This is a genomic window from Mesorhizobium sp. M0052, assembly GCF_040323255.1.
GTDB lineage: Bacteria > Pseudomonadota > Alphaproteobacteria > Rhizobiales > Rhizobiaceae > Mesorhizobium.
Map to the genome: position 1 here is coordinate 1 of NZ_JAMYUS010000011.1, position 16,639 is coordinate 16,639.

Consider the following 16,639-nt stretch of genomic DNA (forward strand, 5'->3'; position numbering starts at 1 on the left):
GGTGTTGGGGGGGGGGGGGGGGGCGTGCGGGGGGGGCTGGCGCGCGGGGGTGGTTTGTGTGTGATTTCCGAGGAGCGAGCCCCCGGCCTGGGGGGGCGTGGCCCCCCCCCCGACCCTCCCCACAAGGGGGAGGGTGAAGACCCCACCATCTGCCTCGCCTTGTCGATCGCCATGTACTCGAGCTGACCGCCGCCGATCGTGCCAAAAATCGCCGCCTGCGATACGAGCATGAAGGCGCCCTTCTCGCGCGGAGTCGAGCCTTTGGTGCCGGCCACTTCGACCAGAGCAAGCCGGCCGGCGCTGGCGAGAAAAGCTCTGAGGCTTTGCACTTTCGACTTCATATTTCGCATTCCCGTACGGGAAATATAGGGTTTTTCAGTCTGAATTGCACGTTTTGCCAGAATCCAGGTCAGAGTCAGGCGCTATTCTTGGCTTCACCCTTCAGCCGTTCGATCGCCATCAGCACCCGTTCTGGTGTTGCAGGAGCGTCGAGACGCGGACAGACCTTATGATCGGCCACACTTGCCACCGCGTCCGACAGCGCATGCAGCACAGACATGCCGAGCGGGAAGGGCGGTTCGCCGACCGCCTTGGAACGGTGCACCGTCGGCTCGTTGGCCTCCGGCCAGTCGGCCAGCGTGACGTTGAATATCTTCGGCCGGTCGGACGCGAGCGGGATCTTATAGGTCGACGGCGCATGCGTGCGCAGCCGGCCCTTGTCGTCCCACCACAGCTCCTCCGTCGTCAGCCAGCCCATGCCCTGGATGAAGCCGCCCTCGATCTGGCCGAGATCGATGGCGCGGTTCAGCGAGCGGCCGGTTTCATGCAATATGTCGGTGCGCTCGACGACATATTCGCCGGTCAGCGTGTCGACCGAGACTTCCGAGCACGAGGCGCCATAGGCGAAATAATAGAACGGACGGCCCTCGCCCTTGTCACGGTTCCAGTGGATTTTCGGCGTCTTGTAAAAACCCGCCGCCGACAGTTGGATGCGGGCCATATAGGCCTGCTTGACAAGGTCGGTGAAGGCGATCTCCTGGTTGCCGATGCGCACCCGGTTGGGCAGGAAAAGCACCTGCTCGCGCGGCACCTGGTATTTTTCGGCGGCGAAGTCGGTCAGCCGTTCCTTGATCTGGCGGGCGCCGTTCTGCGCCGCCATGCCGTTGAGGTCGGTGCCGGACGACGCCGCGGTGGCCGAAGTGTTGGGCACCTTGCCGGTGGTCGTCGCGGTGATCTTGACCTGGTCGAGGTCGATCTGGAACTCTTCCGCCACCACCTGCGCCACCTTGACGTAGAGGCCTTGCCCCATCTCGGTGCCGCCGTGATTCAGATGCACCGAACCGTCGGTGTAGACATGCACCAGCGCGCCGGCCTGGTTGTAGTGGGTGGCTGTGAAAGAGATGCCGAATTTGACCGGCGTCAGCGCCAGGCCGCGCTTGATGAAGCGGCTGTTGGCGTTGAAGGCCTGGATGATGCGGCGGCGCCCCGCATAGTCGGCGCTCGCCTCCAGCTCGGCGACGATGCGGTGGATGATGTTGTCCTCGACCGTCTGGTGATAAGGGGTGACGTTGCGGCCCCCGTCTTTATCACCACTGGTGCCATAAAAATTCTGCTTGCGGATTTCGAGCGGGTCCTTGCCGACGGCAAAGGCAACCTCGTCGATGACGCGTTCGGCGCCGACCATGCCCTGCGGGCCGCCGAAGCCGCGAAACGCCGTGTTCGACACGGTGTTGGTGTAAAGCGGCGCCGATTGCGCATGCACCGCCGGCCAGAAATAGGTGTTGTCGCAATGGAACAGCGCGCGGTCGGTGACCGGGCCGGACAGGTCCGAGGAAAAGCCGCAACGCGCCGCGAACATGAAGTCGACGCCAAGAATGTTGCCGGCGTCGTCGAAACCTACTTCGTAGTCGACGAGGAAGTCATGGCGCTTGCCGGTGGCAATCATGTCGTCGTCACGGTCGGGCCGGATCTTGACCGCGCGATGGTGTTTCTTGGCGGCGATCGCAGCCAATGCCGCAAACTGGTTGCCTTGCGTCTCCTTCCCGCCGAAGCCGCCACCCATGCGGCGGATTTCCACTGTGATGGCGTTGCTCGGCACGCCCAGCGCATGGCTGACCATATGCTGGACTTCGCTCGGATGCTGGGTCGAGGAATAGATGGTGACGTCCTGGTCCTCGCCAGGAATGGCCACTGCGATATGGCCTTCGAGATAGAAATGCTCTTGGCCGCCGATGCGCATCTTGCCCTTCAGCCGGCGGGGCGCCGCCTTGATCGCGGCAGCGGCATCGCCACGCTTCAGCGTGAGCGGCGGCGTGACCAGCTTGTCCTTGCGGGGGTCGAGATCGCCAATGTCGGTGACGAAAGGCAATGGACTGTATTCGACCTTGGCCAGCCGGGTGGCGCGGCGCGCCTGTTCGCGCGTCTTGGCAATAACGCAGAAGATCGGCTGACCATAAAACTGCACCTTGTCGTCGGCCAGCACCGGCTCGTCGTGTCGACCGGTCGGCGAAATGTCATTTTCGCCCGGAACGTCCTTGGCCGTCAGCACATCGACGACGCCCGGCGCCGCGCGCACCGCCGACAGATCCATTTTGCTGATCGTCGCATGCGTCGCCGTGGACAGGCCGAGGCAGCCATGCAGCATGCCCGCCGGTTCCGGCATATCGTCGATATAGACCGCGCTGCCGCTGACATGCTTGTGCGCGGAATCGTGGCGCTGGTCGGCGGCGACGCCACCGGAAATCTTCTGCGCCTTGAGATCTGGAGAGGCGTGCTTGTTCATCAGGCCGCCTCGTTGCGTGACACCTGGAACGGCGCCTTGCTGCCGCTGGTTTCGGCAAAAAAGCGCAGCAGCAGGTTCCTGGCCGCCAGCGCCCGGTACTCGGCCGATGCCCGCATATCGGTCAGCGGGGTGAAATCGCCGGCATATTCAGCCATGGCCGCTTCCACCGTTGTCTCCGTCCACGGCTTGCCGAGCAGCGCTTTTTCGACACCGAAAGCCCGCTTCGGGGTGGCCGCCATGCCGCCATAGGCGATGCATATATCGGCCACGGTTCCGTCCTTGGCCAAGTCGAGGAAAAAGGCGCCAAGGGCTGCGGTGATGTCCTCGTCGCGGCGCTTGGTGATCTTGTAGACGGCAAACTTCGTGCCCTTGGCCGGCACGGGAACGTGCACGGCCTCGACGAATTCGCCTGGCTGCCGGTCCTGCTTGCCATAGGCGATGAAGAAATCCTCGAGCGCGATGGTGCGCCGCTTCTTGCCGCGGCGCAGCGTCAGTTGCGCACCAAGCGCGATCAGGGGCGGCGGCGTGTCGCCGATCGGCGAGCCATTGGCGATGTTGCCGCCAATGGTGCCCATGTTTCGTACCTGTTCGCCGCCGATGCGGTCGAACAATGGCCCGAGCGCGGGGATGCGCTTGGCCAGTGTCGCGAAGGCGTCGGTGTAGGTAACGCCGGCGCCGATGGTGATGACGTCATTGTCTTCGGAGATCGCGCACAGCCCCTCGAGATTGCCGATGAAGACTACCGGTGAGATGTCGCGCATGTGCTTGGTGACCCACAGGCCGACGTCGGTCGAGCCGGCGACAACAGTGGCGCCGGGCTCCTTGTCCAGTACAGCGGCGAAATCGTCGACGTCAGCCGGCACAACCAGCCGCTGCTTGCCGGCGCCGATTTCGACGCGGGCACCGTCATGCATAGCCTCGAGCCTGGCGGTGATCGCCTTGCGCTCGGCCGCCAGCGGATCCTTCGCCGCCTTGCCGTAGCTGGAGATGGCACGCGCGGCGCGCATGATTGCCTCATAGCCGGTGCAGCGGCAAAGATTGCCTTGCAAGGCCTTTTCGATCGCGGCATTCGACGGGTCCGGCGACTTCATCCACAGGCCGTAGAGCGACATGACGAAGCCCGGCGTGCAGAAGCCGCATTGCGAACCGTGGAAATCGACCATCGCCTGCTGCACCGGATGCAATTGGCCAGGCGCGCCGCGCAGATGCTCGACGGTGACGACATGGGTGCCGTCGAGCGAGCCCAGGAAGCGGATGCAGGCATTGACGCTTTCATAAACCAGCTTGCCGGCGGACAATTTTCCGACCAGCACCGTGCAGGCGCCGCAATCGCCCTCGGCGCAGCCTTCCTTGGTGCCGCGCAGCGAGCGGTCGAGCCGCAACCAGTCGAGCAAGGTCGCGTCGGGCGCCACCGACGACAGCGCGACATCCCTGCCATTGAGGATGAAGCGGATCTCGTTGCGTATGGTGATCTTGGCCATGCGTCAGCTCCCCCTGTAGGTCGAGTAGCCATAAGGAGAGATAAGCAACGGCACGTGATAATGCACGGATTCCGCCATGCCGAAGCGGATCGGCACACTGTCGAGGAAGGCCGGTTCCGGCAGTTTGGTGCCCTGGCCGCGTAGATAGTCACCGGCGGCGAACACCAGTTCGTATTCGCCGAGGCGGAATTCCGCTCCTGCCAGCAGCGGCGCTTCGCAGCGGCCGTCGGCATTGGTGACGACGGTCTTCAAATGTATCCGCGCGTCGCTCTCAAGATGATAAAGCGCGATCGACAGGCCCGCCGCCGGCTTGCCGGTCGCGGTGTCGAGCACATGCGTCGTCAGACGTCCGCCATCGGCTTTCGACGTTTCTGCCACTGGCGCCTCCCATTTCCGATACAGCCGAACAAAGCAGTGAATTGTGCGCCAATTAAAGGCGATGCATAAGTCCCGGTCGAGCGGAGTGGCACAAAAACACTTTCAAAAATTTCGGGGGAATGCGCGAGCAACCCTTTCGACTATCCTGATCATAACTTCCGGCAGCGTCCGGCGGGGAGGGGCAATGCGTTACTCTAGAGACATGCGCGGCTACGGAGCCAATCCGCCGGATCCGAAATGGCCGGGCGGTGCGCATGTGGCCGTCCAATTCGTCGTCAACTACGAGGAAGGCGGCGAGAACTGCGTGCTGCACGGCGACAAGGCCTCGGAAGCCTTCCTGTCGGAAATCGTCGGCGCCGCGCCCTGGGTCGGCCAGCGCCACTGGAACATGGAATCGATCTACGAATATGGCGCGCGGGCAGGCTTCTGGCGGCTGCTGCGCCTGTTCAGCGAGGCGCAAGTGCCGGTGACCTGCTACGGGGTCGCCACAGCACTGGCCCGGTCGCCCGACCAGGTGGCGGCGATGCAGGAGGCCGGCTGGGAAATGGCCTCGCACGGCCTGAAATGGATCGACTACCGCGACCACAGCGCCGAGGACGAGCGCCGCGACCTCGAAGCGGCGATCAAGCTGCACTACGAGGTGACGGGCCAACGGCCGACCGGCTGGTACACCGGCCGCACCTCGGTCAATACGGTGCGGTTGGTGGCCGAAGAGGGCGGCTTCGACTATGTGTCGGACACTTATGACGACGAACTGCCCTACTGGTTCGAGCACAGCGGCGGCGCGCAACTCGTCATCCCCTACACGCTCGATGCCAACGACATGCGTTTCGCCACGCCGCAGGGATTCAATTCCGGCGACCAGTTCTTCGCCTATTTGAAGGACAGTTTCGACACGCTCTATGCCGAGGGCAAAGCGGGCCGGCCGCGGATGATGAATATCGGCCTGCATTGCCGCCTCGTCGGACGTCCTGGTCGGGTGGCGGCGCTGAAGCGCTTCGTCGACTATGTCAGATCGCACGACAAGGTCTGGCTGGCGCGGCGCATCGATATCGCCAGGCACTGGCAGGAGAACCACCCCTACCAGCCGGCGGCGCTCAAGCCGTCGAAGATGGAGTTCGAAACCTTCGTAGACACTTTCGGCGGCGTGTTCGAACATTCGCCCTGGATCGCGGAACGTGCCTATGAACTCGAGCTTGGGCCGGCGCATGACAGCGCCGGCGGCCTGCACAATGCGCTCTGCCGCGTCTTCCGCGCCGCCAGCGAAACCGAGCGGATCGGCGTCCTCAACGCCCATCCCGATCTCGCTGGCAAACTGGCCGAAGCGAGACGCCTCACTGCGGAATCCACACGCGAGCAGGCCTCCGCCGGCCTCGACGCGCTGACCGACAAGGAGCGCGAGCTGTTTTCCAAGCTCAACGCCGCTTACGTCACCACCTTCGGCTTTCCCTTCATCATCGCGGTGCGGGGCAAGACCAAGGAGGAGATCCTCGCCGAGTTCGAGGCGCGCATCGGCAACAGCCGTGGCGTAGAACTCGATACCGCCTGCAAACAGGTCGAGCGCATCGCGCTGCTCCGCCTGAAAGACATGCTCCCGCTCTAATGAAATGACTGAGGGGTCAGGACCCAATGGATATGATCAAGACTGACCAGAAAACCTATTATGCACCGCATGGCGGCCATCCCGGCCAAAATGAGCTTTTGACCGGCCGCGCCGTCTTCACCGAGGCCTATGCCGTCATACCGAAGGGAGTGATGCAGGACATCGTCACCAGCCCACTGCCGTTCTGGGACGAGACCAGGGCCTGGATCATCGCCAGGCCGCTGTCGGGTTTCGCCGAGACATTTTCGCAGTACATCGTCGAGGTCCTGCCCGGCGGCGGCAGCGACCGGCCCGAGCCGGACGCCGGCGCCGAGGGCGTGCTGTTCGTGGTTGAGGGCGAGTTGACCGTTTCGCTGGCCGGCAAGAAGCACGTGCTGCAAGCCGGCGGTTTTGCCTTCCTGCCGCCGGACAGCGGCTGGACGGTGCGCAACGAAGGTCGCGACGCCGTACGCTTCCACTGGATCAGGAAGGCCTATGAGCCCGTCGACGGCATCGACGCGCCGGAAGCCCTGTTCAGCAGTGACCAGCAAGTGGCGCCGACGCCGATGCCCGGCACCGGGGGCCGCTGGGCGACGACCCGTTTCGTCGATCCGGCCGACATTCGCCACGACATGCATGTCACCATCGTCACACTCGAGCCTGGCGCCGTCATCCCGTTTGCCGAGACGCATGTCATGGAGCACGGGCTCTATGTCTTGGAAGGCAAGGCGGTCTACCGCCTCAACCAGGACTGGGTCGAGGTCGAGGCCGGCGACTTCATGTGGCTGCGCGCCTTCTGCCCGCAGGCCTGCTACGCGGGCGGCCCAGGCAAATTCCGCTATCTCCTTTACAAGGACGTCAACCGGCACGCCAAGCTCGGCGGGGCGGGCATTGGCGGTCGCGCGCGGTGACCCGCATCACAGCGCGGCCGCTGACCCGCGAAAGCTTTGCCGGCTTCGGCGATGTCATCGACATGGGCGGCGGCAATCACTACCCGATCAATGGCGGCAAGACCGAGCGCTACCACAATCTCGCCACCGCTGAAGCCGCGGGACCGAATGCCCGCGTGCTGATCTCGATGGCGCGCGGCACGCCTTATGACCTGCCGCTGAAGCTGAGCATGGTCGAGCGCCATCCCTTGGGCAGCCAGGCGTTCATCCCGCTGTCGCCGCGGCCTTTCCTGGTCGTCGTCTGCCATGACGGCAAGGACGGTCCGGGCGAGCCGCACGCCTTCATCACCGCACCCGGGCAAGGCGTCAACTATCCGCGCAATCTCTGGCACGGCGTGCTGACGCCGCTCGGCGAAGCGCAGGATTTCGTCATCGTCGACCGCGGCGGTGACGGCTCCAACCTCGAAGAGTTCCATTTCTCGCACCCCTACGAAATCCATCTCCCCAACGAGACCTGAGAAATGACCGACATATCGCTGATCGACCGCCTGCTCGATGTCATCGAGCACGACATCGTGCCGAAAACGGCAGAGGGCGTGGCCCATGGGAACAAGCTGTTCGGCGCCGCCATCCTGCGGAAGGGCGACCGCTCGCTGGTGCTGGCCGAAACCAACAACGAGATGGAAAATCCGCTCTGGCATGGCGAGGTGCACTGCCTGAAGCGTTTCTATGAAATGCCGAAAGCCGAGCGCGTCGACACCAAGGACGCCATCTTCATCGCCACGCATGAGCCCTGCTCGCTCTGCCTGTCGGCGATCACCTGGACCGGCTTCGACAATTTCTACTACCTCTTCAGCCACGAGGATTCACGCGACAGCTTTGCGATCCCGCACGATCTGAAAATCCTGAAAGAGGTCTTCACTCTTGATCCCGGCGGTTACAATGCCGAGAACGCTTATTGGAAGAGTTTTTCCATTCGCAGGCTGGTGCGGGCGCTGCCCGAGGCCGAGCGCGGCCGGCTTGAGGCAAGGATCGGCAATATTTCCACCCGCTACGACGCGCTTTCCGGCGTCTATCAGGACAGCAAGGCCGAAAACGAGATTCCGCTGAACTGAGGTCGTGAAGCAGGCTGCGGCCAGGTCGCATTTTTCACTGCTCCAGTCGCGAATGGCGATTGAAAGTCTTGGCATAGCGGGGCGTTATGAGCCCCGCATGAAAACCATCACCGAATTTCCCCGCAAGGTCGTCGAATTCCCCGATATGGGCATCGTCATGCCGGATGGTTGCCGGCTGTCGGCGCGGGTTTGGATGCCGGAGGACGCCAGCAGCGATCCGGTGCCGGCGATCCTCGAGCACCTGCCCTACCGCAAGCGCGACGGCACCATCTTTCGCGATCAGCTGACGCATCCCTATTTTGCCGGCCACGGCTACGCCTCGATCCGCGTCGACATGCGCGGCAATGGCGATTCCGAAGGTCTGATGGACGACGAATATTCCGAGCAGGAATTGCAGGACGCCTGCGATGTGATTGCCTGGGCGGCAGCACAGCCCTGGTGCAACGGCAGCGTCGGCATGATGGGCATTTCCTGGGGTGGCTTCAACTGCCTGCAGGTGGCGGCCAAGCAGCCGCCGGCGCTGAAGGCGGTGATCAGCCTGTGCTCGACCGTCGACCGCTACGCCGATGACATCCACTACAAGGGCGGCTGCCTTTTGACGGAAAATTTCGGCTGGGCCTCGACCATGTTGTCCTATTCGTCGCGACCGCCGGATCCGCTGATTGCGGGCGACAACCGCTGGCGCGACCTCTGGCTGACGCGGCTGGAGAACCAGTCTTTCCTTCTGCCGCTCTGGCTCAGCCATCAGCATCGCGACGCCTATTGGAAACGCGGTTCGATCTGCGAGGATTTCTCCGCGGTCAAAGCCGCCGTGCTGTCGATCGGCGGCTGGCATGACGGCTACCGCAACACGATTTCGCATCTGGTCACCAACATCCAGGCGCCGGTGAAGGGCATTGTCGGGCCATGGATCCACAAATACCCGCATTATGCCGAACCCAAACCCGCCATCGGCTTCCTGCAGGAGGCGTTGCGCTGGTGGGACAGCTGGTTGAAGGGCGTCGAGACCGGCGTGGAGGCCGACCCGGACTACCGCGCCTATGTCATGGACAGTGTGCGGCCGGCGCGCTGGCACCCGGAGCGGCCGGGCCGTTGGGTGGCCGAGCAGGAATGGCCGTCTCCCAACATCAAGGTCGGGGCGATCGAACTCATTGCTGACGGCGTCAGGCCGGCGATCGTGGCGACCCCCCAAAGCTGCGGGCTCGCCGGCGGCGAATATTTTCCCTTCACCTTTGGCCCGGAACTGCCGGGCGACCAGCGCCCGGACGATGCGCTGTCCGTCTGCTTCGATCAGCCTGAGCTTGCCGAGGCACTCGACATCGTCGGCGCGCCGGAGCTTCTCATCCGGGTGTCGTCCGATCGCCCGCAGGCGAACATCGCGGTGCGGCTGTGCGACGTGCACCCCGACGGCGCCTCGGAACTGATCTCCTACGGCGTGCTCAACCTGACGCATCGTTCTTCGCACGAACAGCCGCAAGCGCTGGTGCCGGGCGAAACGGTTTCGGCGCGCGTTATTCTCGACCAGTGCGCCTACCGCGTGCCGGCCGGACACCGCCTGCGCATCGCGGTTTCCAATGCTTACTGGCCGATGATCTGGCCGTCGCCGGAGCCGGTGCGGCTAGACCTTTCAGCGGCGACGCTGAGGCTGCCGCTGCGCCCGCTCGCAAAAGCCGACGAGACCTCGTTCCAGTCTCCCGAAGGCGCAACACCCTGGGCAACCGCGACAGTTCGTGCAGCGAATTCCGAGCGTCACGTCGATCGCGATGAGAAGACCGGCATCGTCACGCTGTCGATCACGGATGATTTCGGAGAAGTGCGCGATCTCGCGCATGGACTGGCCAATGGCAGCATTGCCCGCGAGAGCTGGACGATCCACCCCGACGAGCCGCTGTCTGCCTCGGGTCGCACGCACTGGACGCAGACCTTGTCGCGAAACGGATGGTCGGTTCGCACCGAGACGTCGGCTGAAATGCGCTGCGATGCGCAAAACTTCATCGTCAGCGCCAGAATCGAAGCCTATGAGGGCGAAACGCTGGTTTTCGAACGCGATTTCGAAGAGACGATCCCGCGCGACCTGCTCTGAGCGTCGACCCGACTGGTCCAGTTGCGACGCACGATTTACGCCACGGCATGTCGCATTCCGTCTTGCTTACGGCTTTGCCTTCCGGTCAATATCCCTTTGGTAACAACAAGCAAAAAACGACCATAAGGTCGAACCAACAGAGTGAGGAACTCAAATGTCCAACGAACTCGAATATCTGAGCCGGCGCGTTGCGTCCGGCAAGCTGAGCCGTCGTGATTTCCTCGGCCGCGCCGCCGCACTCGGCGTCACAGCGCCCTTCGCCAATATGCTGCTTTCCAGTGCGGCTCGTGCGGAAGGCCCGGTCAAGGGCGGCACGCTGAAGGCCGGCCTCGTCGGCGGCGAATCCACGAACAGCCTGGACCCGGCTTTGTTCATGACGCAAGTGCCGTTCGCCTTTGGCAAGATGTGGGGCGAACTGATCGTCGAGCTGTCTCCGGAAGGCAAGCTCGAGAACCGCATCGCCGAAGAGATCGGCTCGTCGGACGACGCCAAGGTGTGGACGCTGAAAATCCGAGACGGCGTCGAATTCCACAACGGCAAGACGGTGACCGCTGAGGATGTGGCGGCAACGCTCGAGCGCCATTCCGATGAAAAGTCGAAGTCCGGCGCGCTAGGCTACATGAAGGGCATCGACAGCATCAAGGCCAGTGGCAAGGAAGTCGTCCTGACGTTGAAGGAGGCCAACGCCGACCTTCCCTATCTCCTCAGCGACTACCACCTCATCGTCCAGCCCAACGGCGGCAAGGACAAGGCGGATGCCGGCATCTCGGCAGGACCCTACAAGGTCACCACCAACGAGCCCGGCGTGCGCCATGGCGGCGAGCGCTTCGCCAATTACTGGCAGGCCGACAAGATGGGCCATGCCGACCAGATCGAGATCATCGTCATCAACGACGCGACCGCGCGCACGGCGGCCCTGCAGGGCGGCCAGGTCAACATGATCAACCGCGTCGAGCCGAAGATCGTCGACCTGATCAAGCGTGTACCGGGCGTCACCATCCGCAACCATGCCGGCCCCGGCCACTATGTCTTCATCATGCATTGCAACACCGCGCCCTTCGACAACAGCGACCTGCGCATGGCGCTGAAGCTCGCGATCGACCGTGAGGAGATGCTGAACAAGGTGCTGCGCGGCTACGGCTCGCTCGGCAACGACTTCCCGATCAATTCGTCCTATCCGCTGTTTTCCGAGATCGAGCAGCGCAAATATGATCCCGACAAGGCCAAGTTCCACTACAAGAAGTCGGGCCATGACGGCACCGTGCTGCTGCGCACCTCCGACGTCGCCTTCCCGGGCGCGGTCGACGCCTCGCAGCTCTTCCAGCAGAGCGCGGCCAAGGCCGGCATCAAGATCGAGCTCAAGCGCGAGCCCGGCGACGGCTACTGGAACGAGGTCTGGAACAAGCAGCCCTTCTGCGCCTCCTATTGGGGCGGCCGCTCGACCCAGGACCAGATGTACTCGACCGCCTATCTGTCGACCGCCGACTGGAACGACACCCGTTTCAAGCGTCCGGACTTCGACAAGCTGGTGCTGGCTGCACGCGCCGAACTCGACGAGACCAAGCGCAAGCAGATGTACCACGACATGGCCGTGCTGGTGCGCGACGAGGGCGGCCTGATCCTGCCGATGTTCAATCAGTTCATCGATGCGACAGGCGCCAAGGTCGGCGGCTGGGTCGACGATCCGCATCAGGAGCTGATGAACGGCTACGCGCTGGCGAAGTGCTGGCTCGAAGCCTGAGCCCGGCTTTGCGGATATGTCCTCACCCGTCGTGAAACTTGTAGCCCAGCGCGTTGCGCTGGGCATCGTCCTCTTGCTGGCCGTTTCGGTCCTGATCTTCGCCGGCACCCAGATCCTGCCCGGCGACGTCGCGCAAGCCATTCTCGGACAGTCGGCGACGCCGGAATCGCTCGCCAATTTGCGCGAGCAGCTCGGCCTCAATCAGCCGGCTTACATCAGGTATTTCCATTGGCTCGGCGGTGCACTCACCGGCGACCTCGGCACGGCGATGTCGAGCGGCCAGGATATCGCGACCTCGATCAAGGGGCGGCTGTGGAACACGCTGTTTCTCGCCTTCTGGGCGGCGGTCGTGGCCGTGCCGCTGGCGATCATCCTCGGCCTGATCGCCGTGCGTTACCGCAACGGTTGGGTCGACAAGCTGATCTCCGGCCTGGCGCTCGCCTCGACCTCCTTCCCGGAATTCTTCATCGGCTATGTGCTCGTCTACTTCTTTGCCGTGAAGTATCAATGGTTCCCGGCCATTTCCACGGTCTATGACGGCATGCCGTTCGGCGAGCGTATGCAGGCGATCGCGTTGCCGGCCGCCGCGCTGACGCTGGTTGTGCTGGCGCATATGATGCGCATGACCCGCGCGGCCATCCTCAACGTCATGCAGTCGCCCTATGTCGAGACGGCTGAACTGAAAGGCCTGTCGGCCTTCAACGTCATCCGCAAGCATGCTTTCCCCAACGCCATCGCGCCGATCATCAATGTCGTCATGCTCAACCTCGCCTACCTCATCGTCGGCGTCGTCGTGGTCGAGGTGATCTTCGTCTATCCCGGCATGGGGCAATATCTGGTCGACCACGTCACCAAGCGCGACGTGCCGGTGGTGCAGGCCGTCGGCCTGATCTTTGCCGCTGTCTACATCACTCTCAACATCATCGCGGACATCGGGGCGATTGTCGCCAATCCGCGCCTCAGACATCCGAAATAGGCGGCGGGCATGCTCGATATCAAACGCATCCCCATTCCCGCGCTGATTGGCATCGTACTGACGACGATGTTCGTCGTGGCGGCTGTCTTCGCGCCATGGATCGCACCACACGGCAATGCCGAGATTGTCAGCGACGTTCCTTGGGAACCGATGTCCGCAGCGCATTGGCTGGGCACCGACAATCTCGGCCGTGATCTTCTGTCGCGCATGATCTACGGCGCTCGCATCACGCTGTTCATTGCGGTGCTGGCCACCGCGCTGTCATTCTCGCTCGGCGCCATCCTCGGCTTTTCGGCGGCGGTGTTCGGCGGCTGGTTCGACACGCTGCTGTCGCGCCTTGTCGATCTGCTGATGTCGATCCCGACCCTGATCATGGCGCTCGTCGTGCTTTCGGTGCTGCCGACCAACCTGGTGACGCTGATCTTGGTGATGGGCGTCCTCGACTCGACCCGCGTCTACCGGCTGTCGCGCGCGGTGGCCGTCGACATCAACGTCATGGATTATGTCGAGGCCGCCAAGCTGCGGGGCGAAGGCAGCGGCTGGATCATCTTCCGCGAGATCCTGCCCAACGCGCTGTCGCCGCTGGTCTCGGAACTTGGCCTGCGCTTCATCTACGCGGTGCTGTTCTTGTCGACGCTGTCCTTTCTCGGCCTCGGCGTGCAACCGCCGGATGCCGACTGGGGCGGCATGGTCAAGGAAAACAAGGACGGCATCGTCTTCGGTATCGGGGCGGCACTCATCCCCGCCGCGGCGATCGCAGCACTGGCGATTTCGGTCAATCTGGTCGCCGATTGGGTGCTCAACCGCACGACAAGCCTGAAGGGAGGACGCGGGTGATGGCTGACACAAAAGCAAAGCCCGGCCTGCTGCTCGATATCCGCAATCTGCGCATCGAGGCGACAGTGTTTCCGCCCGGCGAGGTGCCGAAGAACATCGTGCTGGTCCACGATGTCTCGCTGACGCTGGAAAAGGGCAAGGTGCTCGGCCTGATCGGCGAGTCCGGCGCCGGCAAGTCGACCATCGGCCTGTCGTCGATGGGCTATGGCCGTGGCGGCGTGCGCATCACCGGCGGAGAGGTGCTGCTCAACGGCCGCGATATCCTCAAGGGGGGCAAGGAAGGTTTCCGCAAATTGCGCGGCCGCGAGGTCTGCTATGTCGCGCAGTCGGCGGCCGCCGCCTTCAACCCGGCGCACAAGCTGATGGACCAGGTGGTGGAAGCAACGCTGCTGCACGGCACGGCGACACGCGCCGAGGCCGAGAAACGTGCCGTGGCGTTGTTCAAGAAGCTCAGCCTGCCAAACCCCGAAATCATCGGCGAACGGTTCCCGCACCAGGTCTCCGGCGGCCAGTTGCAGCGCGTGATGACGGCGATGGCGCTGTGTTCGGAACCCGACCTGATCGTCTTTGACGAGCCGACCACGGCGCTCGACGTGACGACGCAGATCGACGTGCTGGCGGCGATCAAGGACGCCATCCGCGACACCCATGTCGCGGCGCTCTACATTACCCACGATCTTGCCGTCGTCGCCCAGGTCTCGGACGAGATCATGGTGCTGCGCCATGGCAGGCTGGTCGAATGGGGCGGCACTCGCCAGATCATCAAGGAGCCGCGCCAGGAATACACCAATGCGCTGGTCTCGGTGCATGAGATCGAGCATGCCGAGCAGAAGCCCGGCGCCGCGCCGTTCCTGTCGGTCAAGAACGTCACCGCCGCTTACGGCGGCAGCCACGTCAAGGTGCTGAAGAACGTCTCGGTCGACATCTATCCGGGACAGACGCTGGCCGTCGTCGGTGAATCCGGCTCCGGCAAGTCGACGCTGGCGCGCGCCATCACCGGGCTGTTGCCGCCGGAAGAAGGCACCGTCACCTTCGACGGCAGGCCGCTCGCCAACAGGCTTGCCGACCGGCCGAAGGAGGATCTGCGGCAATTGCAGATGATCTACCAGATGGCCGACGTGGCGATGAACCCGCGCCAGACCGTCGGCACCATCATCGGCCGGCCCCTGGAATTCTACTTCGGCATACGCGGCCGCGAGCGCGACAAGCGCGTCGCCGAACTGCTCGACGAGATCGAGATGGGCAAGGGCTTTCTCGATCGTTATCCGGCCGAACTCTCCGGAGGCCAGAAACAGCGCGTCTGTATCGCCCGCTCGCTCGCCGCCAAGCCCAAGCTGATCATCTGCGACGAGGTGACATCGGCGCTCGACCCGCTGGTGGCGAACGGCATTCTCAAGCTGCTGCTCAACCTGCAGCAGCACGAGAAGGTCGCCTACCTCTTCATCACTCACGATCTGGCGACGGTGAAGTCGATCGCCGATTCGATCGCGGTGATGTACCGCGGCGAGGTGGTGCGCTACGGCGCCAAGAGCAAGGTGCTGACGCCGCCCTTCGACGCCTATACCGACCTGCTGCTGTCGTCCGTTCCCGAGATGGAGATCGGCTGGCTGGAAAAGGCGATCAAGGGACGGCGCATGGCGAGCGCGGGGAATTAGTAGGGAATTCGCGGCCTTTGTCGCGAAAACTTCTTTCAACGACAAAAGCTTTCCGGAGCCGCCCATGGCGCTCAAGACCAAACTGCTGCTCATCATTCTCGATGGCGTGCCCTACCGGAACTGGCGCCGGCTGATGGGCAATCTCGAGGGCTGGGTGCAGTCGGGCGAGGCGCAGGTGTGGAAGATGCGCTCGGTGCTGCCGTCTACTTCGGCCTGCTGCTATGCTTCGATTCATACCGGGGTTTCGCCTCAGGAGCACGGCATCCTGTCCAACGAAAACCGGTTTCTCGTCAACAAGCCGGATATTTTCTCCGAAGTCAGCAAGGCCGGCGGCAAGACCGGCGCGGTGACGCACTCCTACTGGTCCGAATTCTTCCGCTCCTATCCGTTCGACCTGATCGAGGACATGGAGTTCGACGAGCCCAACGGACCCATCACGCATGGCCGCTTCCACACCATGACCGGCTATAATGCCCGCAACCAGATGACGCCGAGCGATGTCGACCTGTTTGCGACGCTGACCATGCTGACCCGGCGCCATGATATCGACTACGGGATCCTGCACACCTGCACGCTGGATTCGATGGGTCATCGCTTCGGCCATGACTGCCACGAAATGGACCATGCCTGCTATGCGATGGACGGCATGCTGGCAGCCTTCCTGCCGGGCTGGCGGCAAGCCGGTTACGAGGTGATCGTAACCGCCGACCACGGCCAGACAGACCGCGGCCATCATGGCGGCCGCGACGATGAAATGCAGGATTTCGCGCTGTATTATTTCGGAGCCGGCAAAGGGCCGGATCCGGACACGCTGCTTGATCAGCTGCAACTGGCGCCGACGGTGCTGAAGCGGCTGGGTGTGCCGGTGCCGGAGACCATGAAGGCTAAGCCGTTTTTGGGGTGACGGAGGTCGTCGCTGAGCCGCCGTTCGCTACCCCCTCTCCCCGTCACTATACGGGGAGAGGGTAAGGGTGAGGGGCAGCGCTAACATCAAAATAAATACCCCAACGCCGGCGCCGCCCCTCATCCGCCTGCCGGCACCTTCTCCCGTATAGTGACGGGGAGAAGGGAGAGGCTCTGGCAACACTCCCTCTCTTCGGTTAGCTTCGCCAAAATTCC

Annotated in this window: 14 protein-coding genes; 10 read left to right on the forward strand and 4 right to left on the reverse strand. The window is 63.4% G+C overall.

The window, feature by feature from the left end:
- From NKJ77_RS32405 to uraH, 4 genes are all read right to left on the reverse strand, one after another.
- Positions 1-341: XdhC family protein (locus tag NKJ77_RS32405; RefSeq protein WP_502904430.1), on the reverse strand; the 341-nt coding region annotated here is incomplete at its 3' end.
- A gap of 74 nt (positions 342-415) precedes the next feature.
- Positions 416-2,782, reverse strand: a complete 2,367-nt coding sequence (gene xdhB / locus NKJ77_RS16345; protein WP_023671377.1) for a xanthine dehydrogenase molybdopterin binding subunit — start codon at positions 2,780-2,782, stop codon at positions 416-418.
- A complete protein-coding gene (xdhA, locus tag NKJ77_RS16350; protein ID WP_023819670.1) occupies positions 2,782-4,263 on the reverse strand; it encodes a xanthine dehydrogenase small subunit in 1,482 nt (493 codons plus the stop codon). The genes xdhB and xdhA overlap by 1 nt, the downstream gene beginning before the upstream one ends.
- Before the next feature lie 3 nt (positions 4,264-4,266).
- Positions 4,267-4,641: a hydroxyisourate hydrolase gene (uraH, locus tag NKJ77_RS16355; RefSeq protein ID WP_352535460.1), complete on the reverse strand. Its 375-nt coding sequence runs from the start codon at positions 4,639-4,641 to the stop codon at positions 4,267-4,269.
- 184 nt (positions 4,642-4,825) lie between these two features.
- On the opposite strand from uraH, the gene puuE reads away from it, so the two are divergent.
- From puuE to NKJ77_RS16405, 10 genes are all read left to right on the forward strand, one after another.
- On the forward strand, positions 4,826-6,244 hold the full coding sequence (gene puuE, locus NKJ77_RS16360; protein WP_352535461.1) for an allantoinase PuuE: 1,419 nt from the start codon (positions 4,826-4,828) through the stop codon (positions 6,242-6,244).
- 32 nt (positions 6,245-6,276) lie between these two features.
- Positions 6,277-7,134 carry a bifunctional allantoicase/(S)-ureidoglycine aminohydrolase gene (locus tag NKJ77_RS16365; RefSeq protein ID WP_502902107.1) on the forward strand — a complete coding sequence of 286 codons (858 nt, stop codon included), beginning with the start codon at positions 6,277-6,279 and terminating at the stop codon, positions 7,132-7,134.
- A complete protein-coding gene (locus NKJ77_RS16370) occupies positions 7,131-7,631 on the forward strand; it encodes an ureidoglycolate lyase (RefSeq protein ID WP_023695961.1) in 501 nt (166 codons plus the stop codon). The genes NKJ77_RS16365 and NKJ77_RS16370 overlap by 4 nt, the downstream gene beginning before the upstream one ends.
- Positions 7,632-7,634: 3 nt before the next feature.
- The gene (locus NKJ77_RS16375) at positions 7,635-8,228 is read left to right on the forward strand and encodes a nucleoside deaminase (RefSeq protein ID WP_023714579.1); all 594 of its coding nucleotides are present in this window, start codon (positions 7,635-7,637) and stop codon (positions 8,226-8,228) included.
- 97 nt (positions 8,229-8,325) lie between these two features.
- Complete coding sequence (locus NKJ77_RS16380; RefSeq protein ID WP_352535463.1) at positions 8,326-10,311, forward strand: CocE/NonD family hydrolase; 1,986 nt, start codon at positions 8,326-8,328, stop codon at positions 10,309-10,311.
- Positions 10,312-10,465: 154 nt separating this feature from the next.
- The gene (locus NKJ77_RS16385; protein ID WP_023671387.1) at positions 10,466-12,052 is read left to right on the forward strand and encodes an ABC transporter substrate-binding protein; all 1,587 of its coding nucleotides are present in this window, start codon (positions 10,466-10,468) and stop codon (positions 12,050-12,052) included.
- Positions 12,053-12,068: 16 nt separating this feature from the next.
- The gene (locus NKJ77_RS16390) at positions 12,069-13,028 is read left to right on the forward strand and encodes an ABC transporter permease (protein WP_352535464.1); all 960 of its coding nucleotides are present in this window, start codon (positions 12,069-12,071) and stop codon (positions 13,026-13,028) included.
- Between the two features lie 9 nt (positions 13,029-13,037).
- The gene (locus tag NKJ77_RS16395; protein ID WP_023703637.1) at positions 13,038-13,865 is read left to right on the forward strand and encodes an ABC transporter permease; all 828 of its coding nucleotides are present in this window, start codon (positions 13,038-13,040) and stop codon (positions 13,863-13,865) included.
- Positions 13,865-15,520, forward strand: a complete 1,656-nt coding sequence (locus tag NKJ77_RS16400; protein ID WP_352535465.1) for an ABC transporter ATP-binding protein — start codon at positions 13,865-13,867, stop codon at positions 15,518-15,520. The genes NKJ77_RS16395 and NKJ77_RS16400 overlap by 1 nt, the downstream gene beginning before the upstream one ends.
- A gap of 64 nt (positions 15,521-15,584) precedes the next feature.
- On the forward strand, positions 15,585-16,424 hold the full coding sequence (locus NKJ77_RS16405) for an alkaline phosphatase family protein (RefSeq protein ID WP_023671391.1): 840 nt from the start codon (positions 15,585-15,587) through the stop codon (positions 16,422-16,424).
- Positions 16,425-16,639 lie beyond the last annotated feature (215 nt).